Source organism: Chitinophaga sp. CF118, from assembly GCF_900112615.1.
Lineage (GTDB): Bacteria > Bacteroidota > Bacteroidia > Chitinophagales > Chitinophagaceae > Chitinophaga.
The window spans coordinates 634265-659720 of record NZ_FOMK01000003.1 but is presented as its reverse complement, the minus strand read 5'-3'; the positions used below and the strand labels follow the sequence as shown (position 1 = coordinate 659720).

The 25456-nt window shown below is 42.7% G+C and carries 27 protein-coding genes; 17 read left to right on the top strand and 10 right to left on the bottom strand.

Annotation, left to right across the window (positions count from 1 at the left end):
- Positions 1-251: 251 nt before the first annotated feature.
- The 3 genes from BM176_RS14980 to BM176_RS14970 all read right to left on the bottom strand — a co-directional run bounded on the left by BM176_RS14980 (position 252) and on the right by BM176_RS14970 (position 3065).
- Positions 252-734, bottom strand: coding sequence for a DUF6265 family protein (locus BM176_RS14980; protein WP_143097814.1), 483 nt, complete (start codon positions 732-734; stop codon positions 252-254).
- A complete protein-coding gene (locus BM176_RS14975) occupies positions 706-2625 on the bottom strand; it encodes a menaquinone biosynthesis decarboxylase (RefSeq protein ID WP_090104340.1) in 1920 nt (639 codons plus the stop codon). The genes BM176_RS14980 and BM176_RS14975 overlap by 29 nt, the downstream gene beginning before the upstream one ends.
- Positions 2626-2726: 101 nt before the next feature.
- Entirely contained in the window at positions 2727-3065 is a 339-nt protein-coding gene (locus BM176_RS14970) for a hypothetical protein (protein WP_143097813.1), read from the bottom strand.
- Positions 3066-3142: 77 nt separating this feature from the next.
- Here BM176_RS14970 and BM176_RS33065 point away from each other — a divergent pair, with 77 nt between their 5' ends.
- Positions 3143-3403, top strand: coding sequence for a hypothetical protein (locus tag BM176_RS33065; RefSeq protein ID WP_090104336.1), 261 nt, complete (start codon positions 3143-3145; stop codon positions 3401-3403).
- A 224-nt stretch (positions 3404-3627) separates the two neighbouring features.
- On the opposite strand, the gene BM176_RS14960 is transcribed toward BM176_RS33065, so the two are convergent.
- A complete protein-coding gene (locus BM176_RS14960) occupies positions 3628-4497 on the bottom strand; it encodes a type IX secretion system protein PorG (protein WP_177230411.1) in 870 nt (289 codons plus the stop codon).
- Between the two features lie 421 nt (positions 4498-4918).
- Here BM176_RS14960 and BM176_RS14955 point away from each other — a divergent pair, with 421 nt between their 5' ends.
- The 4 genes from BM176_RS14955 to BM176_RS14940 are packed head-to-tail and all read left to right on the top strand — an operon-like array spanning position 4919 to position 8051.
- The gene (locus tag BM176_RS14955) at positions 4919-5848 is read left to right on the top strand and encodes a helix-turn-helix domain-containing protein (RefSeq protein WP_090104333.1); all 930 of its coding nucleotides are present in this window, start codon (positions 4919-4921) and stop codon (positions 5846-5848) included.
- A 34-nt stretch (positions 5849-5882) separates the two neighbouring features.
- On the top strand, positions 5883-6980 hold the full coding sequence (locus BM176_RS14950) for an AI-2E family transporter (protein WP_090104332.1): 1098 nt from the start codon (positions 5883-5885) through the stop codon (positions 6978-6980).
- Positions 6981-6986: 6 nt separating this feature from the next.
- Positions 6987-7541 carry a GNAT family N-acetyltransferase gene (locus tag BM176_RS14945; RefSeq protein WP_090104330.1) on the top strand — a complete coding sequence of 185 codons (555 nt, stop codon included), beginning with the start codon at positions 6987-6989 and terminating at the stop codon, positions 7539-7541.
- Between the two features lie 18 nt (positions 7542-7559).
- Positions 7560-8051: a GNAT family N-acetyltransferase gene (locus tag BM176_RS14940; RefSeq protein WP_090104328.1), complete on the top strand. Its 492-nt coding sequence runs from the start codon at positions 7560-7562 to the stop codon at positions 8049-8051.
- A 171-nt stretch (positions 8052-8222) separates the two neighbouring features.
- Here the strand turns inward: BM176_RS14940 and BM176_RS14935 are convergent, their stop codons facing one another.
- Entirely contained in the window at positions 8223-8882 is a 660-nt protein-coding gene (locus BM176_RS14935) for a helix-turn-helix transcriptional regulator (RefSeq protein ID WP_090104941.1), read from the bottom strand.
- 114 nt (positions 8883-8996) lie between these two features.
- On the opposite strand from BM176_RS14935, the gene BM176_RS14930 reads away from it, so the two are divergent.
- The 9 genes from BM176_RS14930 (at position 8997) to BM176_RS14890 (ending at position 17477) form a co-directional block, all read left to right on the top strand.
- Positions 8997-9557, top strand: a complete 561-nt coding sequence (locus BM176_RS14930) for an NADPH-dependent FMN reductase (protein ID WP_090104326.1) — start codon at positions 8997-8999, stop codon at positions 9555-9557.
- Between the two features lie 38 nt (positions 9558-9595).
- A complete protein-coding gene (locus BM176_RS14925; RefSeq protein ID WP_090104324.1) occupies positions 9596-9925 on the top strand; it encodes a HesB/IscA family protein in 330 nt (109 codons plus the stop codon).
- 42 nt (positions 9926-9967) lie between these two features.
- The gene (gene sufB, locus BM176_RS14920) at positions 9968-11413 is read left to right on the top strand and encodes a Fe-S cluster assembly protein SufB (RefSeq protein ID WP_090104322.1); all 1446 of its coding nucleotides are present in this window, start codon (positions 9968-9970) and stop codon (positions 11411-11413) included.
- 45 nt (positions 11414-11458) lie between these two features.
- Positions 11459-12223 carry a Fe-S cluster assembly ATPase SufC gene (sufC, locus tag BM176_RS14915; protein WP_090104320.1) on the top strand — a complete coding sequence of 255 codons (765 nt, stop codon included), beginning with the start codon at positions 11459-11461 and terminating at the stop codon, positions 12221-12223.
- A gap of 13 nt (positions 12224-12236) precedes the next feature.
- Positions 12237-13553, top strand: coding sequence for a Fe-S cluster assembly protein SufD (sufD, locus tag BM176_RS14910; RefSeq protein ID WP_090104318.1), 1317 nt, complete (start codon positions 12237-12239; stop codon positions 13551-13553).
- Between the two features lie 88 nt (positions 13554-13641).
- Entirely contained in the window at positions 13642-14889 is a 1248-nt protein-coding gene (locus BM176_RS14905; protein ID WP_090104317.1) for an aminotransferase class V-fold PLP-dependent enzyme, read from the top strand.
- A 68-nt stretch (positions 14890-14957) separates the two neighbouring features.
- Positions 14958-15404 (top strand): SufE family protein, encoded by a 447-nt coding sequence (locus BM176_RS14900; protein WP_090104315.1) that lies wholly within the window; start codon positions 14958-14960, stop codon positions 15402-15404.
- Positions 15401-15706, top strand: a complete 306-nt coding sequence (locus tag BM176_RS14895; protein ID WP_090104313.1) for a DUF59 domain-containing protein — start codon at positions 15401-15403, stop codon at positions 15704-15706. Before BM176_RS14900 ends, BM176_RS14895 begins: the two co-directional genes overlap by 4 nt.
- A 199-nt stretch (positions 15707-15905) precedes the next feature.
- Complete coding sequence (locus tag BM176_RS14890) at positions 15906-17477, top strand: hybrid sensor histidine kinase/response regulator (RefSeq protein WP_090104311.1); 1572 nt, start codon at positions 15906-15908, stop codon at positions 17475-17477.
- Between the two features lies 1 nt (position 17478).
- Here the strand turns inward: BM176_RS14890 and BM176_RS14885 are convergent, their stop codons facing one another.
- Both BM176_RS14885 and BM176_RS14880 read right to left on the bottom strand, forming a co-directional pair.
- Positions 17479-18045 carry a chemotaxis protein CheB gene (locus BM176_RS14885; RefSeq protein ID WP_090104309.1) on the bottom strand — a complete coding sequence of 189 codons (567 nt, stop codon included), beginning with the start codon at positions 18043-18045 and terminating at the stop codon, positions 17479-17481.
- The gene (locus tag BM176_RS14880; protein WP_090104939.1) at positions 18042-18872 is read right to left on the bottom strand and encodes a CheR family methyltransferase; all 831 of its coding nucleotides are present in this window, start codon (positions 18870-18872) and stop codon (positions 18042-18044) included. Before BM176_RS14880 ends, BM176_RS14885 begins: the two co-directional genes overlap by 4 nt.
- Before the next feature lie 329 nt (positions 18873-19201).
- On the opposite strand from BM176_RS14880, the gene BM176_RS14875 reads away from it, so the two are divergent.
- Positions 19202-19438 (top strand): hypothetical protein, encoded by a 237-nt coding sequence (locus BM176_RS14875; RefSeq protein ID WP_090104307.1) that lies wholly within the window; start codon positions 19202-19204, stop codon positions 19436-19438.
- A 97-nt stretch (positions 19439-19535) separates the two neighbouring features.
- Here the strand turns inward: BM176_RS14875 and BM176_RS14870 are convergent, their stop codons facing one another.
- From BM176_RS14870 to BM176_RS14860, 3 genes are all read right to left on the bottom strand, one after another.
- Positions 19536-21773: a monovalent cation:proton antiporter family protein gene (locus tag BM176_RS14870; protein WP_090104305.1), complete on the bottom strand. Its 2238-nt coding sequence runs from the start codon at positions 21771-21773 to the stop codon at positions 19536-19538.
- 87 nt (positions 21774-21860) lie between these two features.
- On the bottom strand, positions 21861-22193 hold the full coding sequence (locus BM176_RS14865) for a hypothetical protein (RefSeq protein WP_090104303.1): 333 nt from the start codon (positions 22191-22193) through the stop codon (positions 21861-21863).
- A 16-nt stretch (positions 22194-22209) separates the two neighbouring features.
- A complete protein-coding gene (locus BM176_RS14860) occupies positions 22210-22662 on the bottom strand; it encodes a MarR family winged helix-turn-helix transcriptional regulator (protein ID WP_090104301.1) in 453 nt (150 codons plus the stop codon).
- An 819-nt stretch (positions 22663-23481) separates the two neighbouring features.
- Here BM176_RS14860 and BM176_RS14855 point away from each other — a divergent pair.
- Entirely contained in the window at positions 23482-24255 is a 774-nt protein-coding gene (locus tag BM176_RS14855; protein WP_090104299.1) for an SDR family NAD(P)-dependent oxidoreductase, read from the top strand.
- A 232-nt stretch (positions 24256-24487) separates the two neighbouring features.
- Positions 24488-25297 carry a phytanoyl-CoA dioxygenase family protein gene (locus BM176_RS14850; protein WP_090104297.1) on the top strand — a complete coding sequence of 270 codons (810 nt, stop codon included), beginning with the start codon at positions 24488-24490 and terminating at the stop codon, positions 25295-25297.
- Positions 25298-25456 lie beyond the last annotated feature (159 nt).

The following is a 25456-nucleotide window of genomic DNA, read 5'->3' as shown; positions in this document are numbered from 1 at the left end:
GGCCGCTTCCTGGGATCAGGAGCGGCGTTATCGTGAATTGTACGACCAACTCAAATTGAAGTACAATTGCAGACTATTTTCTTAAATGCAAAATGTATCGCAAAGCTAGTATCGCTTTGCGATACTTATTTATGGATTCGGGAACTTGATTTACGCAAAGAGAAATTTATTATCAACCGGAAAGGATAGTTGATTATAACGACAAAAGGCTCCATCAGGAGCCTTTCGCTATAAAAATATCAAATAAAAATCTACTCTTTTACATACTGTAAGATAATTTCACTGAATGTTTTCTCCTGTTTCCCTTCAAAGTGAGCATCCATATGTTTATCATCTTTCCATCTATAGGTAATCTTTTGCGGATAATTACTTCCCGTATTCTCAGCAACAAATCCAATAGTTTTCAATACACGTAGTTTGAACCGGATAGGCTGCCCGTTCTGCGGGTCCGTAACAGCTGCTATTGTATAAAAGATGCCTTCGGATGTGCGTAACACTTTCATTTCATCCTGTTTAACGCTATCATTTCCTACAATACGCCAGCTGATACCCTGCCAGCTATCGGCATTGATCCGTGTCCAGATTTCTCTGAAAGTACTGCGTTTTGTATGCATGGCCCAGTTTCCTTCCATACGGTCCAGATAATGGAAATCGGCATTGGTTACCTGTGCGGTTGCAGCGTTCAGACAGAATATAATCAGCAGGCTACTGCTGTACAATAGCTTCCTCACCATACATTTGATGTTTATATTTATGAGAAGGAGAAGCGATAAAAGGTCCGATGTGGAGCTCCTGCCATTTTTCATCCACTTTACGGATGGTTTCATCATCTGCAACAATGATATTTGGCCAGTCGCGCTCAAAGTTATCCAATAAACGGGTTTTCTGTGTACCGTCGAGCCCAATGCCGGCAGTCTTTTTACCCGGATTACCAGGTAACGGAGGCCGTACTACGAAGTTATCGCGGCGGGGATCAAGATTATTACAGAAGCGCCATAATGCTGAAGCCAGATCGCTTACATCTACTGTATGTTCTACATATAGTACCATTTTGATACCAGCCATTTCCGGTAGGCTATACAACTGCTCGTTCAGTTCTTTAATATGGAAAGGGCGTGTTTTTTCTACCGCTATCAGGATACAGGGAATACTATCTTTCAATAAGGTATCATTAATTCCTTTTATCTCACCGAAGCGCTGCATAATGGCTGTAGTATTGATATTCGTTTCTGCTACCAGCAACTCTCCATCTATTTCCTCTTCATATTTGCGGGTACCATCAATACACATCTTACCACCAAAGCCCATTTTTGAGCAGGAATGATCCAGCACGTCCATTGGTCCCTGGCTGAAATAGATATCCGTAGCCGGGTTCAGATTACGGAACATATATTGCGCCAGCTGCTTATAATCATGAATATTGGTTCCTTCATCTGCTACTGCCAGAATCTTGTTGAACATCATTTGTCCGGCGCCCCACATGGCATTCATCACTTTCTGTGCCTGGCCGGCATAGTCTTTTTTTATCTGGGCAATCACCAGGTTATGGAATACCCCTTCTACCGGCATTTCCATATCCATGATCTCGGGGACTAATGTCATTTTAATGGGTGCCAGGAAAATCCTTTCCGTAGCCTTCCCAATCCATGCATCTTCCTGAGGAGGAATACCAACTATAGTAGACGGATAAACGGCATCTTTACGGTGAGTGATAGCTGTGACATGGAATCGAGGGTACCAGTCTGCCAGGGAATAATAACCGGTATGATCACCAAATGGACCTTCCCATATCAGTTCTTCGCCGGGTTCCACATAACCTTCTATAACGAAATCGGCATCTGCCGGAACTTCCAGTTCCGGCTGGGAAATACATTTTACCAGTTCTACTTTCTGCTTACGTAAAAAGCCAGCCAGCATATATTCATCCACATTCTCCGGTAAGGGAGCGGTAGCTGAATAGGTGTATACAGGATCGCCTCCCAGTATAACCGCCACAGGCATACGTTTATTTAGCTTTTTATATTCCATGAAGTGTTTGGCAGATACCTTGTGCTTATGCCAGTGCATACCGGTAAGTTCTTTGCCAAACACCTGCATACGATACATACCCACATTGCGGGTACCTGTATGCGGATCTTTTGTATGGATAACGGGTAAGGTAATAAAAGGGCCACCGTCTTTAGGCCAGCATGTTAATACGGGGAGTTTTGAAAGATCAGGATCTGTCATGATTACTTCCTGACAGCTGCCTTTTCCGCTTACAACCTTTGGCATCCAGGAAGCAAATTGTCCCAGCTTGGGTAGCATAGAAAGTTTGTCGAGGATTCCTTCTTTAGGTTTCGACAGCAGTTTAAAGAGGTTCTCAATTTCACGGGCCACATCGTCCAGTTCCTGCACGCCCAGGGCAAGACACATCCTTTTGTAGCTGCCCATAGAGTTAATGAGTACCGGGAAATCGTAGCCGGTATTTTCAAAGAGTAATGCTTTGCCACCATTGGGCGACTTGCTCACACGGTCAGTAATTTCAGCTATTTCCAGTTTTGGATCTACATAGGTTTTGATCCTTACCAGTTCTCCTGCCTTTTCGAGTGTGTCTATAAAGTGTTTCAGATGTTTATATGCCATAGCCCGGTTACTAAAAAACGAATGACGAATTACAATCAGGTGCGAAGATACACACAATCGTAATTCGTCATTCGTAATTTGTAACCGAAAAAAACAATTAATTAGAAGCCTACTACTATAGGGCCTGTAGCAATTACCACTCTGGGGCCACGTGGGTAAACTACCCTAACTGGTGGAGGTGGCGGACAGGGAGCTGCGTATACAACCGGAACCGGAGCGCATTCTCTGTAGTATCCATATCTCGGACCTTCATAATAATATCCACCTCTAGGACCACGTCTGCAATCGTCCCCGCGATATTCCCTTTCGTAACGGGGTCCACCGTGGCCGTAGCCATGTCCCCTTCCTCTCCCATATCCGTCGTAATCTCTTCTTCCCTGTGCCTGGGTACTGAGTATAGCTCCGCCAATCAGCATCATAATTAATACTAGCCGTTTCATAACTGTATGTTTTAGTTGTTAAGAGAAATGTTGTTATTAAAATTTTGAAGAATTAGATTATTAAATGTGGTAAGCTATTGTGCCGGGATAATTCACTGTATTTACCTGCATTAAGCTATACCTCTTTTTATAATGATGATGGCGTTTCGGCCTGTGATGTTTGTAATGATGCGGTACGGGCCTTCTCACTTCCGGATGAGGCGGTACTGGTGGCAACGGTGGTCTCGGAAGTCCGGGAGGCACCGGTGGTAATGGCGGATGCGGAGGCGCAACCGGAGGATGAGGAGGTAACGGTGGATGAGGAGGAAGTGGCAACTGTGCATTTGATTGCATTATGACACTTAAGAAAAGTATACTGAGAAATATTATCTTTTTCATGATCCAAATAATTTAAATAATACGTTGGCGTAATCCGGATCTGTTTGCAACAGTTAAAACCAGGCTGCTAAAGGCTATCCTTGTTTTATGCTGTTGTATAGTAAAAGCCAAGAAGTATGCCAAAAAAAATCTCCCGGTATGTACCGGGAGATCAGGATCATATAGAATAGTGAATATTATAGTATTACATACGTGGACAATCGGAGAATTTCTGTTTTTTCCAGTGTCCCCAGGGGCCTTTTCCTCCCCCTCCAAAACGATAACTAAGTGTTAATCCGGAAAAAATATACCAGTCATCATACTTATCAGATCCTCTTGCAAAACCTTCAGGCGGGTAAGTTCCCGGACCACGATAAGCAAAATCTACTGCTCTCTGTCCCCTGCCCAGCAATAATGTGTTTCTATCGGCATAACCAAGACTCACGTCATCCAGGTAGTCTGAAAATGTTCTCCGGAGTCCTACTTCAAAACCAAGTATCCAGTTTTCTTTTATTAATACTTTCACACCTGCACCGAATGGAATAGACAATGAACGAAGATTGTACTTCTGCCTGGTGGGATACTGTGCCAGTCCCTGCCCTTCTGTTGTAAGAGCACGTAGTTTAACCACATTCCCGTTAGCATCCCTGGTAGTAGGGTAAAAACTGAAAACTGCTGCTCCACCAAAAACATAAGGAGTGAATCCTCTCTCATCAATATCCAGGAAATTAAATTCCCCTATCAGGTTTAATTCAAAAATAGGAGAACGGAAGCTCAGGTTACGGTCTACCAATGAGGGGTCCTTGTTGGTACTATCAGCACCGGCAATCCGTCCATAGTTAAGTCCTGCACGCAGACTGAAATAACGGTTAAAATCACGTTTGGCAAAAATACCCAGTGCATACCGGGTATACCCGAAGTCTACACGTTTTTCAGCAAGGTCTCCACTATAATTACTTATCCCCAAAAATCCACCTAACTGCCAATACTGCTGACTGTAGCCTGCTAACGGAGCACAGATCAATAACAGGATTACTATTTTCTTAAATACGCTTAAAGTTAAACGGTTCCTCAATGCACATAGATTTGGCACCAACATAAGGGCTAGATTAAATAATAGTGAATCTGTACATGATTGATGTACATACTTTCAGGAAGGTAAAAGGGGATATTAGAACGATTGAATTATAACGTCTAAAACTGACAAAAATTGCACCATAAGATCAGATACGTTTTAGAGCGCGCACAAAATAATACTTTTCCTTTCTCTTTACAAAGAATCACGCTATATTAATGCAGCCATAATCTGAAGACTGTTCAATAATAAAGATTCCATCATATTAAAGAAATAATCAAACTGCGTTTCACATCAATTGTTGGAACGTTTTTTTTTATTATCTCCCTATAAAGCCTTATTTTTAGTTACTTCTTATCCAATTTATAATTGAACAAAAGAAGTACCCTACTGATTCTATCCTCTTAAAAATAACCTGCGAATGAAAAACAGACCTCCAACCCAAGAGTCTATTGAACACCTTGCCGCGAAAGCACTATGTTATGCAGATGATCATGTATCTGAGTCCTTTGAAATGAAAGACGTATCTGAATGGCTTGGCATTTCCTATTCTTATTTCTACCACAGTTTTACCGCAGTAATGGACGAACCCTACTGGCAGTACGTAAAACGTCATAGGCTGGAACTGGCTGCAGGAATGCTCAGGCATAGCGGTTACAACATCAGTGAAATCGGAGAGCGATCCGGCTATGCAACTGTAGCTGCTTTTACCAAAGCATTTACCCAGTACTTCGACAAAAGTCCCCGCAGCTTTCGTAAAATAGACGAACTCCCCAAAGAGAAAAGAACGCTGGAACTGGTAGATGCAATTATACGGTCGTTCGACAAAAAAGGTAATCTCATTACCCCCTATTTCAGCTTTGAACGGACGGAACCGGAGGTACTGCCTGAATGTATGTTGTTCTACACCCTGCTTTCACACAAACAGGACCCCGTAGTTCAAATGATCATTAAAATGAACAAGGAGGAACAACGCATGCGGAAAATATTATCCGGGCTCGAACTTCCACAGGCAAAAGTGATCACCAGTACACTGGATGCAGTTCCCGTTACAGAATATGAGAAAATGAGTATGTATGCCGGTATACTGGTACCCAGTAAAGATGTTACTGCCCAGCTGCTGCATACTGTAGGAGCTGAAGGACTGATGGCCAAACGGATGCCCGGCGGCCACTATTTACGCCTGCCATTACCTATGGACTTTGCCACAGCAGGTATTCCCATGTATGAGTTCATTAACCGTTATGTGAGGGAAGGTGTGTTCAAAATGAGCGGTAACCATTTCTTCATTTCACTGCTGGCACCCAATGCCTGCGCCATCTATATTCCATATTTGAAGCAACTGATATAAATCCTGGCTTATATTTGGGTAAAATATACTGTCCATGAATGAAGTAAAGTTACCCTTTAACGCACGGTTAACATTTACCCTTTTATCCATCTTACTTATTATATACATCGCAAGACTGGGGCACGAACTGATCGTACCTCTCATCTTTGCCCTTCTGGTGTCTATTATGCTGCTCCCCATTGCTAACCAGCTTGAAAAGTGGCGGTTTTCACGGGGAGCAGCGGCACTAACAGTAATTCTCCTTTTTGTGATAGTTCTGTCCGGCGTATTAATGCTGCTGATTTCACAAATGGGCTCTTTTGTGGCCGACTTTCCGCAACTTCAGGAACAACTCCTGAAATCATTGAACTCCCTACAGGTATGGATCAATGCACATTTCCATATCAATTCCACAAAACAGATGGACTACCTGGAACAGCTGGCTATGGGAACGCTGGGTTCTGCAACTACCTTTCTGAGCACTACCCTGTTCTCCGTTTCCTCCCTACTCATCTTCGTCGTTTTTGTATTGCTATACAGTTTCTTTTTGCTGCTGTACCGGCGGCTGCTGGTAACCTTCCTGATTCGTGTATTCCTGGATAAACACCGGGAAAAAGTTCAGGATGTGATTATTCAGACACGCTATATTATTAAAGGTTATGTAACCGGATTAATGATAGAAATGATCGTGGTAGCCATTGTGAACTGCACCATTTTCTGGATCCTGGGCATCAAATATGCTACCTTGCTTGGTATTGTGGCGGCCATTTTTAACATCATCCCCTACCTGGGTATCTATATTGCCACCATCTTATGTATGATTCTCACCCTCACCAACAGCTCTGTAGGTACAACCTTCCAGGTAGGAATCGGGTTACTGGTAGTCCATTTCCTTGACAGTAATATTCTGCTGCCGCGGATTGTGGGTTCTAAAGTGAAGATCAATGCACTGGTAACCATTCTTGGAGTGGTAGCCGGTAACCTGATATGGGGAGTACCGGGCATGTTCCTGGCTATCCCTATCATAGCCATCCTGAAAATTGTTTTTGAACACATTGAATATATGCAACCCTGGGCGCTCTTGCTTGGAGATGTTACCTTTAAAAAGAAAAAGCTGGAAACTAAAAAAGACCCGGATGTCGTCAGCCAATAATCAATTATGGAAGTGCCCACACTTACAACTCAGAATCTGGTTCTGCGGCCTATTATCGAAAAGGATATAGCCGCCCTGTTTGCTCTCTTTTCCTGCGAGCCTGTAATGAAATTTATGGACGTAGAAAGGTTTACGAACGTTTCAGAGGCCGCTCAGATGGTTACCTTTTTCAGGGATAAGCTGGAGAGCGGAGAAGGTATACGCTGGGCAATCTGCCTTAAAGCAAGTGATGAACTGATAGGCACCTGCGGGTATCATCATATCAGTAAAACAAATTACAAAGCGGAGATTGGTTATGATCTGCTTCCAGACTGGTGGGGAAAAGGGATCATGACCCATTCCATACATCGCCTGCTGAAATATGGATTTGAACAAATGCAGCTGAACCGGATAGAGGCTATTGTGGACCCGGTGAATACCCTCTCTTATAAATTACTCGACAGGCTTGGTTTTCAACGTGAAGGGCTACATCGACAATCATTCTTCGAGAAGGGAAGATTTATAGATGTTTACATTTATAGTATGCTACAGGGAGATTATAAAAACGAAATACATTTTTAGACATTTTATTATTAACTCATGCTTTTCAGAAACGCAACAAAAGAAGATCTAAAGGAAATAGTAGACATCTATAATACCACTATTGCAGGAAGAATGGTAACTGCTGATACTGAACCGGTTACAGTAGATAGCCGGATAAAATGGTTTAATGAACATTCTCCTGAAAAAAGGCCGCTTTGGATGGTAGAAGAAAATGGAATATGTGTGGGCTGGGTAAGTTTCCAGTCTTTTTACGGCCGGCCGGCTTACAATGGAACTGCAGAAATAAGCATCTATCTACATGAAAATCAACGGGGTAAAGGGCAAGGAAAAGCTATTCTTGAATATGCTATGACCCAATGTGAGAGTCTTGAAGTGCATACCCTGCTGGGGTTCATTTTCTCCCATAATATACCAAGTATAAAGCTATTTGAGAAGCTGGGGTTTAAAGAATGGGCACATTTGCCAGATATTGCCGTGTTGGATGGAGTTGAAAGGAGTTTGAGTATTTTGGGGAAGAGGATTTATTAATTGAGTAAGTCTGAAGATTCAGAGAAAAGAGGAAAAAGAATCTATTCATACAGGTTAGAGATTCGTTCATCCTTCGTTCATCCTACGTCTTTTAACGTAGGATGAACGAAGGATGAACGAATCTCTAACGGCTCTCTATCCTCTTTGTATTGGATATTAATTGAATATGAGTTATAGTTGAACAATTTCCTTTGTAACGGAAATTTTATACACGCACCGGCGGTCGCCATCAATAATATGGCTGGTACGGGTTACTTCCACTCCTTCTCCGAGGATGTGTGAAAAAGTATTAAGCTCTGATTTACAGATATTTGCGCATTGGGTAGCGGCATTACAGATGGGACAGTGGTTTTCTACGAAGATAAAACTGTCTTCCTCAGCCCGCCATTCGGCCAGATAACCTTCGGAAGAGCGCATAGCAGCGAACTGTTCAAGTTTCTCGGAAAGGTCAGTAATCCCTTGCAGGGCAAGGGTATATTTTTCCTGCTGCAGGCGTTCACGGGCAGCTACTACTTTTTCAAGAGCAGCTTCGCCTAATTCCTGACGGATAGTTTCTATGAGTTGCAGAGAGAATTCTGCATGTGTATCAGGGAAATGGGCATGGCCCTTTGCTGTCAGATTCCAGATTTGTACGGGCCTGCCAACTCCTTTTGTAGTGGTAGCAGACATTACAAGCCCTTCTTCAGCCAGCTTCAGCAGCTGCAGACGGGCGCCTTCTCCTGTTATTTGCAATGCGGCTGCCAGCATGGCTGCCGATTGAGGCCCCTTCGTCTTGAGTAACTGCAGGAACCTGTCTGCTGTTGCTTTCGTGATGGGTCTATAATTTTCCAAGTTATTACTTGTTTTATTATCAAATGTCGTAATTTTGTACAAGTAAAAAAAATTTGTTGCGACTTGGATCGGGCCGCAGTGACTCAAGGAATTAATATAAAATACAACGGACGAATGAATGTCTTGATCTTCAACGGTACAATGGACAGCAGTCCCTATACCACTGCTAACAAACTGACTGGTTATTTTGAAGAACAATTCCGGCATAAAGGTTTTAATACGGAAGTGTTTAGTCCCGCAGGCGGCCACATCCCGTTCTTTGAATATCCTCAGGGAGAAATTCCCAAAGCTGTACAGGAAATGTGCGACGCATTTTTAAAAGCCGATGTACATGTTTGGCTTACCCCACTCTACCACGGTAGTATGACGGGGGTAATGAAGAACACCCTGGATTGGCTGGAAATGACCAGCAAGCTCAGTCATCCTTATTTAACGGGAAAGGTTGTAGCTTTGGTGTGTTGGGGAGACGGTTCACAGGCCATGCAGGGTATAAATGCCATGGATTCTGTGGCCAAAGCGCTAAGAGCATGGGTACTACCTTTTTCTGTACCTATCATGAAGGAACACCTTTATGATAGTGTAACCAAAGACTTTGCAGTATCCTACAGGCATAAGTTTGATATGGTTATTTCCCTGCTGGGAGATGCGAGAATGGTAAGAAGCGCTCAACATTAAATAATAAAGGTGAAATCTGAATATAAAAGGAAGCAATTATGATAACAGTATCAGAAAAAGCAAGCGAATATATCAAGGCGCTGATGGCGAAAGAAAACCACGCAGCAGATACCTTTGTACGCGTAGGCGTTAAAGGCGGTGGTTGCTCCGGACTGGAATATGTGATGAAATTTGAAAGTAGTGATCATCAGGATGGAGATCAGACATTTGAGGATAAGGGTGTGAAAGTTGTGGTACAAATGAAAAGCCTGTTATACCTGTACGGTACAGAGCTTGATTACTCCGATGGACTGAACGGGAAGGGCCTTTACTTTAATAATCCCAATGCTACCCGTACCTGTAGCTGCGGAGAAAGTTTTGCGGTATAACACTGTCATTCCGCGAACTGCTTTAATTAACTAATTCGGAAAATGAGAAATAGCAACGAAATAATAGATGATATAGCCAACAAGGAATACGAGTTTGGCTTTACTACCGACATTGAGATGGATATAGCTCCTGTTGGCCTCAATGAGGACACCATCCGCTTTATCTCTGCTAAAAAGCAGGAACCTGAATGGTTGCTTGAATGGCGACTGAAAGGCTTCCAGGCTTTTAAAAAAATGAAGTTTCCTGAATGGCAGCATTTCAAAATGCCGGAACTGGACTTACAGAAACTGTCTTACTACGCAGCTCCCAAAGAAAAGAAAAAGCTGAACAGCCTGGATGAAGTAGATCCTGAGTTGCTGGCTACTTTCGAGAAACTGGGTATCTCGCTGAAAGAGCAGAAAGTACTGGCAGGTGTGGCCGTAGACGTTGTATTTGACAGCGTTTCCGTTGCAACTACCTATCGCGCCAAACTGGAAGAACTGGGCATTATCTTCTGTTCTTTCGGAGAAGCTGTTAAACACCACCCTGAACTGGTAAAGAAATACCTGGGCACCGTGGTACCTCATTCTGATAATATCTTCGCCGCACTGAATGCAGCTGTGTTCTCTGATGGCTCTTTCGTGTATATTCCCAAAGGTGTACGCAGTCCTATGGAACTGAGCACCTATTTCCGTATCAACGCAGAAAATACCGGCCAGTTTGAACGTACCCTTATCATTGCCGATGAGAGTGCTTATGTAAGCTACCTGGAAGGCTGTACTGCTCCAAAACGCGATGAAAACCAGCTGCACGCTGCAGTAGTGGAACTCGTAGCACTGGATCATGCAGAGATTAAATATTCTACTGTTCAGAACTGGTATCCCGGAGATAAAGATGGTAATGGCGGGATTTTCAACTTTGTAACCAAACGCGGAATCTGTAAAGGTAACAGCAGTAAAATATCCTGGACACAGGTAGAAACAGGATCTGCCATCACCTGGAAATATCCGAGTGTGATTCTGCAGGGCGACAACTCTGAAGGAGAGTTTTACTCAGTAGCGGTTACCCGTAACAAACAGATTGCAGACACCGGTACCAAAATATATCACCTGGGCAAAAATACCCGCAGCCGTATCATTTCCAAAGGTATCTCTGCAGGGCATAGTGATAATACTTACCGTGGCCTGGTACAAGTAGGACCTCGAGCTGCAAATGCACGTAATTACACCCAATGCGATTCCCTGCTGATAGGTGACCGCTGTGGTGCGCATACCTTCCCTTATATTGAATCAAGGAACAGTACTGCTACCGTTGAACACGAAGCAACTACCTCCAAGATCGGGGAAGACCAGATATTTTACCTGAATCAACGTGGTATAGAAACAGAGAAAGCGGTAGCCCTCATTGTTAACGGCTATGCAAAGGAAGTGCTGAACCAGCTCCCTATGGAGTTTGCGGTAGAAGCACAGAAACTGCTTTCTATTACATTGGAAGGAAGTGTAGGGTAATATCAACAACATTTATAAAAAGAAAACAACAGAGAAACAAATATCATGCTGACGATTAAAAATCTGCACGCAGAAGTAGACGGTAAACAAATATTGAAAGGCATTAACCTGGAAATCAAAAGAGGTGAGATGCATGCAATCATGGGACCAAACGGTTCCGGCAAAAGCTCACTGTCTTCTGTTCTGGCTGGTCGTGAAAACTATACGGTAACTGAAGGTGAAGTCATCTTCGACGGTAAAAATCTCCTGGATCTTTCTCCGGAAGATCGTGCCCGTGAAGGTATTTTCCTCGCGTTCCAATACCCTGTAGAAATACCAGGTGTATCTAACCTGAATTTCCTCAAAACGGCTTTAAATGAAATAAGAGCTTATCATAACCTGCCTTCCATCGAAGCCAAAGAATTTCTGAGGCTGACAAAGGAAAAACAGCAACTGGTAGAGTTCAATGCCAATCTGATGAACCGTTCTCTGAACGAAGGATTTTCCGGCGGTGAGAAAAAACGTAATGAAGTGTTCCAACTGGCTATGCTGGATCCTAAACTGGCTATACTGGATGAAACTGATTCTGGTCTTGATATTGATGCCCTCCGTATTGTTGCAAACGGTGTGAACAAACTGCGCAGTGCTGATAAGGCTTTCATGGTGATTACGCACTACCAGCGCCTGCTGGAGTATATCGTGCCTGATTTTGTACATGTACTGTATGATGGCCGTATTGTAAAAACAGGTAGCAAAGAACTGGCACTGGAGCTGGAAGAAAAAGGCTACGACTGGCTGAAGGAAGAAGTACACCAGAAAGAATCCGTATAACCTTAACAAGAACATGACTAGCGATAAATCATTTTTCGACTTTATATCAAACGGGCTGCCTGGGCCAGAGCTGAGGAAAGACGCGGATAACGCGATCCTTCCTGCACGCAAACTGGCTTTCAGCCGGTTCAGGGCATTGGGCCTGCCTTCTGTGAAAACAGAAGAATGGCGCTATACCAACATACAACGCTTTCTGAAAGATTCATTTTCACTGGCACAGGAAGAAGGGACCATCAGCGCAGAACAACTGAAACTGACCGATATTCCTCAACTGGACAGCTACACAGCTGTACTCGTTAATGGCCGCCTGCAACCGGCATTATCAAAACTGCCGGCAGAAGGGAAAGTGACCATCTCCAAACTCAGCGATGCAGCTAATAATACACAACTGCAGTTATGGTTCGATAAACATCCGCACCTTCAACAGCAACCTTTTGCTGCACTGAATGCGGCCCTGTTTGCAGACGGTTTGTTCATTGAGGCCGGCGTAAATGCGAGCCTTGACAAACCACTGCACATCATACATATATATACCACCACCGGTAATGCATTTATACAGCCCCGCCACCTGATGGTACTGCATAAAAGCGCTACCCTGGAAATCATAGAATCGTCTGTAGGACTGAATGAAACAGCTATCGCTTTTGTAAACAGCGTTACCGAAATAGTGCTGGAAGAAAATGCAGAACTGTGGCATTACAACCTGCAGATCAGTGAAAAGAACAGCCGTCATATTTACCATACTTCTACAGTACAGAAGGCAGACAGCCGTTACCATCACTTTAACTTTACCCTGCCTTCTGCAGAGCTTACACGCAATAACCTGAGTGTGGCACTCACAGGCAGCAATACAGAGACCAACCTGCATGGCCTTTACCTGGCTACAGATCAGCAACATGTAGATAACCACACATTTGTGGATCACCTGGTGCCTAACTGTAACAGTAATGAACTATACAAAGGCGTGTTACTGGATAATTCCAATGGTGTTTTCACCGGCAAGATCCATGTACACCAGGATGCTCAGAAAACCAACGCTTTCCAGCAGAATAATAATCTGCTGATGAGCGAAAAAGCAAGCATCAACTCCCAGCCGCAATTAGAAATATATGCGGATGATGTGAAATGCAGTCATGGTTTTACAGTAGGTCGTTTCAGTGAAGAATCATTGTTCTACCTGCGCTCCCGCGGTATTGGCGAAGAAGCTGCCAAAACACTGCTGGTAAATGCTTTCGCATTTGATATTACAGACCAGGTACATATTCCGGCCCTGCAGGACTTCCTGTCAGAAAAGATCCGCAAGTATGTATCCGGCGCTATCAATAATTAATTAGGTAAGAAATTACGATCTTTGTGTGAGGTCATCCCGGTTCTTACCAGGATGACCTCAAATGTATCGGAGAAATAATATATTAATCATGCAACACGTACCCGACATAACTGTTCCGGCATTAGATGTAGAAAAGATAAGAAGAGATTTTCCGCTGTTACGGGAAAAGATATACGGCACTCCGCTGGTGTATCTTGACAATGCAGCTACTACACAAAAACCACAGGTAGTGCTCGATGCGTTGGAGCAATACTATACACAATATAACAGTAACGTACATCGTGGCGTACATCATCTGAGCCAGAAGGCAACGGATGCTTACGAAAATTCACGTAAAACAATAGCCTCTTACCTCAACGCCCGCAAACCGGAAGAGATCATCTTTACAAAAGGAACGACTGATGGTATTAATCTGATTGCATATTCCTACGGAAAAAGTGTTATCAAACCAGGAGATATCGTATTGGTATCGGCGATGGAACACCATTCTAATATCGTTCCCTGGCAGATCATGTGTGAAGACAGAGGTGCTGAACTGCAGGTGATTCCTATGAATGAACGCGGTGAATTACTGATGGATGAATTCTCTGCCCTGCTCAATGACCGGGTAAAGATGATTGCGGTAACATATGTTTCCAATTCATTAGGCACTGTTAATCCCGTACATGAGATCATTGCCCAGGCACATGCCCGCAATATCCCTGTATTGCTGGATGCTGCACAGGCAGTACAGCATATGCCGGTAGATGTACAGGAACTGGATGTTGATTTCCTGGTATTTTCCGGGCATAAAATATACGGACCTACAGGAATTGGTGTACTATACGGCAAAGAAGAATGGCTGGATAAACTGCCTCCTTACCAGGGCGGTGGAGATATGATCAAGACAGTTACTTTTGCTAAAACAACTTACAACGTACTGCCGTACAAGTTTGAAGCAGGCACACCTGATATTAGTGGTGCGATTGCTCTTGGAACGGCGATAGAATATATACAACAGGTGGGTCTCGAAAATATTCAGCAGTGGGAAGAGCAATTGATGGAATATGCTACACAAAAATTACAGGAAATAGAAGGCTTACGTTTTATAGGACAGGCAAAGAAAAAGTCTGGAGCAATCTCTTTTCTTGTAGGAAATATTCATCCGTATGATCTTGGAGAATTGCTGGATAAACAGGGCATCGCCATCCGTACGGGGCATCACTGCGCAGAGCCTGTGATGGACTTCTGCGGCATTCCCGGAACTGTACGTGCATCGTTTGCAATGTATACTACAATGGAAGATATTGATAAACTGGTAGCAGGGATTAAAAAAGCGGCTGCCATGTTAAGTTAAACACTGCTATTAAAAAACTGGCTGTGGGTTTTTAAAATACCACTGCTATGTTAAGATAAAACAGGAACATGACTATCAAAGAAACACAGGACGAACTGATATCGGATTTTTCCCTGATGGAGAACTGGATGGATAAATATGAATACATTATTCAGCTGGGAAAAGAATTGCCGTTGATAGATGAAAAATATAAAACACCGGATAACATCATAAAAGGTTGCCAGTCGCAGGTATGGCTGCATACAGAGCTGACGGATGGTAAACTGGTTTTTACGGCAGACAGTGATGCAGTGATTACCAAAGGGCTGATAAGCCTGATGGTGAGTGTACTCTCCAATCACACTCCAAGGGAAATTAATGAAGCGGATCTATATTTTATTGAAGCCATAGGGCTTACCAGTCACCTGTCTCCCACCCGATCCAACGGGTTGTTAAGTATGGTGAAGCAAATGAAAATGTATGCCTTTGCATACCAGGCTAAATCTCAATCACAACAAAACGGCAAAGAATTATGAGCGAATTACGCGATCAGATAGAAGCAGCACTGAGAACAGTACATGACCCGGAAATTCCGGTAAACATTTACGAACTTGGGTTAGTATATGAGATCAGAATAGGTGATAATAACCGTATTGGTATTACCATGACATTGACTGCACCAGCATGTCCGGTAGCAGGCGATATTGTTCGTGAAGTAGAAGAAAAAGTAAGAGAAATAGAAACGGTTTCTGATGTGGATGTAACACTGACTTTTGATCCACCGTGGAATAAGGATATGATGAGTGAAGAAGCGAAGTTGGAATTAGGTTTCCTCTAACTCAAAAATAAATGAAGGAGAGCCTGAGAATTGCTTAAATGAAGCAGCTCTCAGGCTCTTCTTATTGAACCGCTTTTAATACATACTTTTCCAATGTATATTTTGTAGTTTGTTTCCCTCCGGAAGGTGTAGCATTTGTATCCCCATAGTTTATAGCGCGGTTTTTGATGGTACTTAATGGCCATTATATTTTAAAGGAATGATATTAATTGTCGACGATAAGCAGGAGAATATCCTATCCTTACGGAAAACTCTGGAATTACACGATTTTGAAGTAGATACAGCCCTTTCAGGAGAACTAGCATTAAAGAAGATCCTGAAAAACAGCTATGCGCTGATCATCCTGGACGTACAAATGCCCAGCATGGATGGTTTTGAAGTAGCTGAAGCTATTTCGGGTTATAGTAAAGCCAAGGATGTACCCATTCTTTTCCTCTCCGCTGCTAACAAGGACAAAAAATTTGTTACTAAAGGGTATGCCTCCGGCGGACTGGACTACATCACCAAACCTGTAGATCCTGATATCTTATTACTCAAAGTAAAAACCTTCATCAAATTATATGAACAGAACAGACTGTTGCAGGTGGTGCACGCCAATCTTCAGCAGGAAATGGAGGTGCGTAAACAGGCTCAGGCAGCATTAAATGCCAAGGTACAGGAACAGCATTTCATTCTTGAATCCCTGCCACAGGTAGCCTTTACAGCCCGGGCAGATGGTGCTGTGGAATATGCTAACCGTTTCTGGTTCCATTATTCCACATCCCTTGATACCTTTCCTGTAATATATGATCAGGACCAGCACAGTATTCCTGTTTGGGAAAATGCTATAAAATCCCGCTTACCGGTAGAAAAAGAAGTATATCTCCATAACAGAATTCATAGTCATTTCCGCTGTCATCTGTTACGGGTGATCCCACTGGAAGAAGACGGCCAGATTATTAAATGGGTAGGCACCTTTACAGATATTGCTCATCAGAAACAGGCAAATGAAATTCTTGAACAACGCGTAAAAGAGCGCACACAGGAACTTCAGGAAATAAACCAGGAACTGGAATCCAGTAATCATGAGCTGCAACAGTTTGCTTCTGTAGCCTCACATGACCTGAAAGAACCATTACGTAAAATTCAGCTTTTCGGCACCATATTACGCGACCGTCATCTGGGAAACAATCCGGAGGCCCTGCAATATATGGAACGCTTAATCAGCTCGTCCGAAAGGATGACACGACTGATCAATGACCTGCTGAAATATTCCCATCTTTCTGCAGACAATTCCTTTGAGCTGGTAGATGTAAATGTAATTATCAGTGAGATACTCTCAGATCTTGAATTGTCTATACTGGATACAGGGGCAGTCATCACAGTGGAAGAAATACCAGTATTAGAGGCTATTCCCGGTCAGTTAAGGCAGGCCTTACAGAATATCATCAGTAATGCGCTGAAGTTTACACGTCCGGATGTAACACCCACTATCCATGTGAAGGGAGAAAGGATTGCGCAGAAAGCGATTAATAGTTTTACAGCTGCAGATGGTCTTTATTGCAGGATCACTATCAGCGATAACGGGATTGGCTTTAATGAGAAATATCTACCCAAGATATTTACGTTGTTTCAGCGCTTACATGGCAATGAAACATACGAAGGTACGGGGATTGGCCTGGCCATTGCCAAAAAGGTAGTGGAAAAACACCAGGGAATTATCAGTGCATATAGCAAAGAGAATGAAGGAGCTACTTTTGTACTGGTGCTGCCCATAGAGCAACCTCAGTAATTTATTGCAGGGATTTTACGAAGCCGATCATTTCAGTCATCGTCAATACCTTGTCTACAGCCGTACTATTTAATGCATGCCTGGGCATAAATGAAACTTCTGCCTCTTCCGGATCCTGTACGGCCGTAAAGGCTCCCAGTTCACGGGCAGCTATTAATCCGCCGGAACCATCCATATTGGCCCCTGATAATAACAAACAATATAAACGGGAACCAAAAACCTCTGCCGCAGATGTAAACGTCACATCAATACTAGGGCGGCAATAATTTACCTTTTCAGAATCGTCCAGTGTAAGAGAGCCATCCGGCTCTATCAGGAGGTGATAATCTGATGGCGCTATGTAAATCACACCTGGCAACAATTCATCCTTCTCTTCTGCTTCTTTCACATATAACATAGTTTTACCAGCCAACAACTCTGTCAACAGCAAATCGTTATCATTCTTACGGTGTAATACGATGATCATGGCCAATGGCCAGCTGTTATCCAGCGCAGGTAATAATCTGAGCAGTACATCCAGGCTACCGGCAGAACCTCCGATTACCAGGAGTTTAAGGAGTGATGTCATGTTGCTATTTTTCTCCAGATTTTTTCTTTTGGAGCTACAGGTTTAAATAATGAAGCTGCTGTGGTAAAACGCAGTGTTTCCTTTGCACCCAATCCCAGGAAACCTAATTGTTCCAGGCTATCGCTAAACAGGTGTAGTACTTTATCTTGCAGCTCTTTATTAAAATAGATAAGAGTATTCCGGCAGATGATCAGTTGGAATTCATTAAAAGAGCGGTCCGTTACCAGATTATGAGCAGCAAAGATGATCTTTTCACTCAGCGATTCGGAGAACTTGGCATATTCATAATTGGCCGCATAATATTGAGAGAACTCCTGCTGTCCGCCCGACTGCTGGTAATTCTGGGAGTATTGTTGCATATAGGTAAGCGGGAAGATCCCTTTACGCGCCTTTTCCAGTACTGTTTCATTAATGTCTGTGGCATAAATCACTGATTTATGAAGCAGGTTCATTTCCTTTAGTAAAATAGCCATAGAATATACTTCCTCCCCTGTTGAACAACCGGCATGCCAGATCCGGATAAAGGGATAAGTAGCCAATACAGGTAACACACTCTTTCGCAGGGTCTGGAAAAAAGCAGGGTCGCGAAACATTTCTGTAACGTTCACGGTGATCTGTTCCATCAGGTAAGTGAGATATACGGGATCTGACTTTATCTTATAACGGAATTCTGCAAAACTGGGAAAACGATCAGTACTGAATACTCTTTGCAGGCGGCGTTTCACAGAAGCAAAGGAATAATCTGTGAAATCATATCCATACTGTTCCAACAGGTCGTTCAGGAGCACTGCAATCTCGTCATCCTTTATGTGGTGTACACTTTCCATTATTTTGTTTCGTGCATAACAGCATGCTGCAGCCATACAAATTATCAGATCCTGGTTTAAGGGGCGTTGTAATTTCGTAAAGTTTCCCGTGATTCCTGTAAGGATTTTTTAAATAGCCCTGTTTAGCGGGGATGAACTACAATTTGTCTTTTTACCACCACTTAATGCCCTTTAAATTCCACAGAAGCATATGATAAATTCTCAATTTGTGATTTTACAAACGATTGTAATCGACTGTTATTTAGTTACTTACAAAATAAGCTAAAAAGAGCAAGGTTTTAGTGAATTAAATTGAGTTAAATCCATTTTTCACTTAAATACCAGAAGCCATGAAAAGGTATATAACCACATTGGGACTGTTAGCTTTCATTGGTGGACTTTTCTTCTCACAAGTTAGCAGTATTCAATCCTATGCAGCTAACAGCGTAAAAACCGCCACATTCAGTAATGCTGATAATTTCCGGCAGGATACAGTTCCCCGCAGTGATACGGCAAAGCATAAAAAATGGAAGCACAAAACCAAGGGAGACAGCAGCTGGCCTAAAAAGGACACAATACCACACTAAATCAATGACTCAAAACGTAATAAAGAGTGAGGCTGTCTCAACGTAATGAGCAGCCTCTTTTTATTTTGGTACCTGATCGAGATGTAGAATACAACCCCTATGATTGTTGTTGTTCTTTAATAAACGTGTTCAACATTTTACCACTTCCCGCTGTCCACACAATATCTCCCGCTTCCAGGATGGTAGTTGATTCCGGGTTCAGTATTCGGCGACCCTGACGTTCAATACCCAGTACAATTCCACGGGTTCTTTCACGAATGCCTGCTTCACGGATATTTTTACCTGCAAGCCGGGATTGTTTACCTATCAGGAACTGACGTAATGCAATAGGATCGGCTTCTTCAGGTGTAGCATCTGATTCACGGGTAGATTCCAGAAAACTATTAAATTTTTCCAGCTGCTCATCCGTGCCGATACTGGTGATTACATCTCCCGGATATAAACGTGCATCCTTTTCCGGTGCATAGTATTTCTGACCACTTCTGTTGATAAGTGCCACATTCACACCATACCGTTCTCTGAATGCAAGTTCCTGCAAAGTTTTGCCTGTTGCAGGAGAGTGCGCATGGATTTCTATTACCGCCAGATGCGCATCCCAGGGAGCAAGTACAGATTTATTGATATGCCCCACTCTTGCATCACGAGCATTAAAGTTGGAGAAGAAACGTTCTTCGATGGTGTTGTAAAATTTCTGTATGCGGCGCCTTAACATAAAGACGAACATCAGGATAGCCGCAGTAACCAGGATAGCAACAGAATAAGAGAAGAACCTGTCTATAAAAAAACCTATAAGGAAAACGGCCAGGACTATCCTTGACAAACGCAGTAATAGCAATGGTCCGCGATACTTTTTCTGTTCCCATATATGAGATGACGCCAGGGTACGTACTCTGCGGAAAGCCAGAGCCCAGAGGAAAGGCATCAGTAATGCCAGTGTTAAACCTGCACTTACTATGCGTCCGTAATTATACCCGTTAATCTGGATATTGATCAGTGGCAGCAGGTAGTAATACGACAATAAAATAATGGCCAGCATGATCACAAAATAGATCACCATATTCATGAAGTAAGAGCGGAGCAATTGCTTCCAGTCGCTTACCACAGAGATGGTTTGGGCCGCCGCACTATAGCGGTTCAGTGATGTTTTCCAGCGATGTGGCAGCATAGCTGCAATCTTTTCATATGCTGGTCCGGACAGGCGGATCATATAAGGCGTAGTGAAAGTTGTGATTGCAGACACAGCCACTGCTATGGGATACAGAAAATCACTGGTCACCTTTAGAGACAATCCCAGTTGTGCGATAATAAAAGAGAACTCCCCTATTTGCGTCAGGCTCATCCCAGCCTGTACAGATGTTTTTAACGGCTGGCCTGACAGTAATGCCCCTAAGCAGGAGCTTATTGATTGCCCCAGGATTGTGACTACCGTTATGATCAAAACCGGGCCAGCGTATTTAACAAGCATAGCCGGATCAATCAGCATTCCCACTGAAATAAAGAATACAGCACCAAACAATTCTTTCACTGGTTTTACCAGATGTTCTATCTTTTCGGCCTGTGTTGTTTCTGCGAGAATAGATCCCATGATGAAGGCGCCCAGGGCAGGAGAAAAACCAGCCTGAGTGGCCAGTACCACCATTAAGAGACATAGTCCTACTGATGTAACCAGCAATGTTTCTTCGTTCATCAGCTTGCGTGTTTTACGCAGCAGAGTAGGCAGGAAAAAGATGCCTGTAACAAACCAGGCTATCAGGAAGAATACCAGTTTCAATACAGAGCCAAGCATTTCAGTACCGGCAAATTGCCTGCTCACAGCCAGTGTAGATAATAACACCAGGAGAACAATGGCCACAAGGTCTTCCACCACGAGGATTCCGATAACCAATCCGGCAAATTTATGTCCTTTGATTCCCATCTCCTCAAAAGCCCGGAATATGATGGTAGTGGAAGAAATAGACAGGATACCGCCAAGGAAGATGCTATCCATATTTGACCATCCCATCATTAGTCCAACACAATATCCCAGGAATAACATAAAGATTACTTCCACCATAGCTGTAATGGAAGAAGCACCACCTACTTTTATCAGTTTCTTAAAACTGAATTCAAGTCCCAGGCTAAACAAAAGAAATATAACACCTATTTCGGACCATACTTTGATGTTGGCCTCATCAGACACAGAAGGTAATAGAGAAACGTGTGACCCCACCAGCAGGCCCGCTACAATGTATCCCAGTACCAATGGCTGCTTCAGTTTTTTGAAGATCAGTGTGGTAATGGCAGCAGCAATTAAGATCAATGCCAGGTCAGCAATTAAAGGTGGTAAATGTAGCATCCGGTAAATTTAGTTCGTAACGTAAAATCCGTCTGATGAAAAAGCAAATCATCAGGCAGGTTTATAGATAGTAAGATAAACAGAAACTCACCAAAAAATGTGCTGGGGAAAAATGAGCAATTTTACAATAGCGTGTACATCGGGCAGTAAGCGTCTTATCAGGATCTTATTGCTAACAGGAACAACCGGGGTAAAAAAATATGTTTTAAAATAACAGTTACCATTAGGAGCATCCGTTTGGGAAGGAACTACAGTTTGGTTATTGATAATTTCGATAGTGATAGCCGGCGCATCGTGATGGCCATGAGAAATAGCAGAAAATTGTTTGAACTGTTGTGTGCACCTGATTTTTTCTGCGTTAGCATGAAGCCCGCAGCAAAATATCAGGAGAAAAAAATTTACATGGAAAGCACACCGCATATGAATAAAGATATTGTTATCCGCGCATTTTATCCAGCAGGTCGCTTAGCTCCCTTGCCTCATCTTCTGTAAGCCTTTCTGTAAGGTCATTATAAAAGCTGTCCATAGGAACATCCAGTTCATCGAGTAACTGTAATCCCTCTTGCGTGATATTGATATCCATTTTGCGCCGGTTGTGCGGACAAAGTTTGCGCTGAATATAGCTGAGTTTTTCCAGTTTGTCCAGCAAACGGGTAACATCACTCGCCTTGTCCAGCATTACTTCTTTTATGCTGCCTGCAGATAATGGTTCTGGATGACGGCCCCTGATAATACGTAAGGCATTATAATGTTGTGGTAAAAGGCCATGTTCTTTCAGGCTAGTCCCCAATGCATCCCTTAACCAATTACCGGTATAAAGCAGGTTTACAACCACCTTATGATGTTCATCCCGGAACTTCCGTTGATTAATCGCTTGCTCTATTCTCATACTTCAAAGATAAGACAATATGCGTGTTGCAACATATTTGAATTAATGCATTCTTTCAACATAATGTGGATATTTATTTCTTCAATTTATGTTACTACCGCCAACAATATGGTTATTAATGTGTTTCAATGCGTCCTGGCCGGCCCTTCAAAATGGTTTCCAATTCCGCAGGCAGTTTCCATTTCAGGATTTGGTCTTCCCTGTTGCGTACTATGCAGCTGAATGCCCGGCAAAATACCTTTCTTCTTTTACAATTGGAAAAAAGAATCAAGGACAAACCAGGTAAAAGTGAGACTTAGAGGCACCCAATAAGAGATGAGAAAGAAAGAATTATGGAAAAAACGAGTTGAAGGAAGAAGTAGAAGGGTTGAATCTGGATTGATTAAGAATGAGTTATGAGTTAGCATGTGGAAGGAGGTGAATTATGGGCCAGTAAGGAAGAAGGGGTGAGTTTAATTAGGGTTATAGGGCTGGGTATATAAGGTGATTTAAGAGCTTAAACGATTACGTATTCGTTAATTTTTAGTTAACGGAGTGATTTTTCTAGCGTTAACCAGATAAAATACACCCTTTACCAAAATTGACTTACGGGCAGTAGCTGGACTTATATCTTTGGTTCAGGTTTTTCATAGGATATGGTTAAAAAATTAAGGGCGGTATTCTTACCGCCCTTCCTGTTTTCCTACACTTACGATCTAATTATCATCATTTTTATAACAGTTTAGTCATTATAGTAGCCCCACCGTATAGGGGTCGTTTTCATATTGTTAAAAATAACACTACCTTTCCGCCTCGAATTTTAAGGGTATTCACTAATTTATGGCATACGCATTAATTACAGGAGCCAGTAAGGGTATTGGGAAATCGATAGCTACGGCCCTGGCACAAAAACATTACGACCTCTTACTGATAGCGCGGTCTGGCAAGGAACTGGAGGCCTTGGCAGATACACTAAAAACCAATTATAATGTACAGGTAAACTGTCTGGCGTTAGATCTTTCACTTCCAAACGCAGCGATAACTGTATTTAACTGGTGTACAACCAACCACTATACTGTATCAATTCTTATTAATAATGCAGGTTACGGCGTATGGGGTCCGTTTGAAACATCAAACCTGGACAAACAGGCGGAGATGCTGCAGGTAAATATGCATACCCCGGTAGCATTGTGTTTTCACTTGCTGCCTATGCTAAAAGCACAACCGCAATCGTATATCCTTAATGTTTCAAGTACAGCTGCTTATCAGGCCGTACCAACGTTTAGCCTTTACGCGGCATCAAAAGCCTTTGTGTTGAGTTTCACCAGAGGGTTAAGGCAGGAATTGAAAGGGAGTACGGTTTCTGTTACCTGCCTTTCGCCTGGTCCGGTAAATACTAATTTTATAGACAGGGCTGGTTTACAGGCTATTAAGGCCACCGCAGAGAAGTTTGGCATGCATCCGGATCATGTGGCCGGCATTGCCTTAAAGGGGATGTTCCGGAAGAAGGCAGAGATCATTCCGGGGGCAATAAATGCTATTAGCGCCTTCTCTACGCGACTGTTTCCTAAAAACTTAGTAGAAAAAATTGCTGCAAGTTTTTACAAAAAATAAGTCAATTATAGTTTATTTTTGTAACTTGTAAAAAGTCCTTACCTTTATCCTATTAATTCAGTAGACTAATAAAATGCTACCACCATCGACTACAATACGATTACTTCGCCTGTTTTCTTTACCAACCAGTAAGAGATGTCCTTACTGTTGGAGCTGATTTTTCCTTCTATCATCCTCATAGCGAACTATCTGGCTAGTAAGAAACATCATCAACTTAAACATTTCCTTTAACATGGCAACAGCAGCTTATACTACGTTCACACTGGGCGATACACTCACAGAAGAACAAAAAGCATTTTTCGAGAAGCACGGATACATTCACTTTTCCAACGTACTGGATGCAGCAACTGTACAGAGCATCATAGACGCATCAGAAAAGGTACAAGAAAAGTGGATTAGTGAAAATGTAGAAAAAATAAACGGAGTACCTATTAAATATGGTACAGACCTGAATGGCAATAAAATTGTACAACGTTTTGCATTTATAAACCAACACACAACTGTATTGTCTGAACTGCTGAAAGATGCACGTATTCAGTCATTACTGGAACTGATAGGCCCCGGCGCACGTATAGGGGAAAACGAAAAAGACGGAATGGTATTTAATCATTACGTAAACGGGCCTGAAAGTAAGTTCACCAAAATGGGATGGCATACAGATGGCCTGCGGGATATCTTTATGGGAGGCCGTCTGAATCCGATGTTGAATATGGGTTTGCATCTGAGTACCCTGCAGCCTGAGAATGGCGGGTTAAGGATCATACCAGGTACACACAAGCAAGGCCTGTTCAGTATGTTGTTTAAGAAAAGGTACTTTATAGACCACCGTCCTGATAAAAATGAGATTGCTATTATGCCTAAGGCAGGTGATCTTACCGTACATGATGGAAGGCTCTGGCACCGTGTAGCGCAATCTTCAGTTGTTGGAGAAGCGAGTCGCAGAAGGGTTATTTATGTTCCTCTTATTGCGGGTAAATACGAACCTAAAAATGAAAATAGCCCTACCCTGTTTTATCAACGTTTTGCAGGGATAGTAAAATAATATGTTCAAATAAAAAGCTCCCAAAAGGGAGCTTTTTATTTGAACATTAGTTCTTTGCCCACCGGGATGAGCCATTGAGAATCAGATAAAAATGTTATTTCCGGAGAGTTCCCTGCAGATATTTATGTAGAAATTATGCCTAGAGCGAACTATAAACAC

What these genes read in the sequence shown, in the direction of transcription:
- BM176_RS14980 (WP_143097814.1), bottom strand. Translation starts at nt 734, where the DNA reads ATGGTGAGGAAGCTATTGTACAGCAGTAGCCTGCTGATTATATTCTGT.
- BM176_RS14975 (WP_090104340.1), bottom strand. Translation starts at nt 2,625, where the DNA reads ATGGCATATAAACATCTGAAACACTTTATAGACACACTCGAAAAGGCA.
- BM176_RS14970 (WP_143097813.1), bottom strand. Translation starts at nt 3,065, where the DNA reads ATGAAACGGCTAGTATTAATTATGATGCTGATTGGCGGAGCTATACTC.
- BM176_RS14955 (WP_090104333.1), top strand. Translation starts at nt 4,919, where the DNA reads ATGAAAAACAGACCTCCAACCCAAGAGTCTATTGAACACCTTGCCGCG.
- BM176_RS14950 (WP_090104332.1), top strand. Translation starts at nt 5,883, where the DNA reads ATGAATGAAGTAAAGTTACCCTTTAACGCACGGTTAACATTTACCCTT.
- BM176_RS14945 (WP_090104330.1), top strand. Translation starts at nt 6,987, where the DNA reads ATGGAAGTGCCCACACTTACAACTCAGAATCTGGTTCTGCGGCCTATT.
- BM176_RS14940 (WP_090104328.1), top strand. Translation starts at nt 7,560, where the DNA reads ATGCTTTTCAGAAACGCAACAAAAGAAGATCTAAAGGAAATAGTAGAC.
- BM176_RS14930 (WP_090104326.1), top strand. Translation starts at nt 8,997, where the DNA reads ATGAATGTCTTGATCTTCAACGGTACAATGGACAGCAGTCCCTATACC.
- BM176_RS14925 (WP_090104324.1), top strand. Translation starts at nt 9,596, where the DNA reads ATGATAACAGTATCAGAAAAAGCAAGCGAATATATCAAGGCGCTGATG.
- sufB (WP_090104322.1), top strand. Translation starts at nt 9,968, where the DNA reads ATGAGAAATAGCAACGAAATAATAGATGATATAGCCAACAAGGAATAC.
- sufC (WP_090104320.1), top strand. Translation starts at nt 11,459, where the DNA reads ATGCTGACGATTAAAAATCTGCACGCAGAAGTAGACGGTAAACAAATA.
- sufD (WP_090104318.1), top strand. Translation starts at nt 12,237, where the DNA reads ATGACTAGCGATAAATCATTTTTCGACTTTATATCAAACGGGCTGCCT.
- BM176_RS14905 (WP_090104317.1), top strand. Translation starts at nt 13,642, where the DNA reads ATGCAACACGTACCCGACATAACTGTTCCGGCATTAGATGTAGAAAAG.
- BM176_RS14900 (WP_090104315.1), top strand. Translation starts at nt 14,958, where the DNA reads ATGACTATCAAAGAAACACAGGACGAACTGATATCGGATTTTTCCCTG.
- BM176_RS14895 (WP_090104313.1), top strand. Translation starts at nt 15,401, where the DNA reads ATGAGCGAATTACGCGATCAGATAGAAGCAGCACTGAGAACAGTACAT.
- BM176_RS14890 (WP_090104311.1), top strand. Translation starts at nt 15,906, where the DNA reads ATGATATTAATTGTCGACGATAAGCAGGAGAATATCCTATCCTTACGG.
- BM176_RS14885 (WP_090104309.1), bottom strand. Translation starts at nt 18,045, where the DNA reads ATGACATCACTCCTTAAACTCCTGGTAATCGGAGGTTCTGCCGGTAGC.
- BM176_RS14880 (WP_090104939.1), bottom strand. Translation starts at nt 18,872, where the DNA reads ATGGAAAGTGTACACCACATAAAGGATGACGAGATTGCAGTGCTCCTG.
- BM176_RS14875 (WP_090104307.1), top strand. Translation starts at nt 19,202, where the DNA reads ATGAAAAGGTATATAACCACATTGGGACTGTTAGCTTTCATTGGTGGA.
- BM176_RS14870 (WP_090104305.1), bottom strand. Translation starts at nt 21,773, where the DNA reads ATGCTACATTTACCACCTTTAATTGCTGACCTGGCATTGATCTTAATT.
- BM176_RS14865 (WP_090104303.1), bottom strand. Translation starts at nt 22,193, where the DNA reads ATGCGGTGTGCTTTCCATGTAAATTTTTTTCTCCTGATATTTTGCTGC.
- BM176_RS14860 (WP_090104301.1), bottom strand. Translation starts at nt 22,662, where the DNA reads ATGAGAATAGAGCAAGCGATTAATCAACGGAAGTTCCGGGATGAACAT.
- BM176_RS14855 (WP_090104299.1), top strand. Translation starts at nt 23,482, where the DNA reads ATGGCATACGCATTAATTACAGGAGCCAGTAAGGGTATTGGGAAATCG.
- BM176_RS14850 (WP_090104297.1), top strand. Translation starts at nt 24,488, where the DNA reads ATGGCAACAGCAGCTTATACTACGTTCACACTGGGCGATACACTCACA.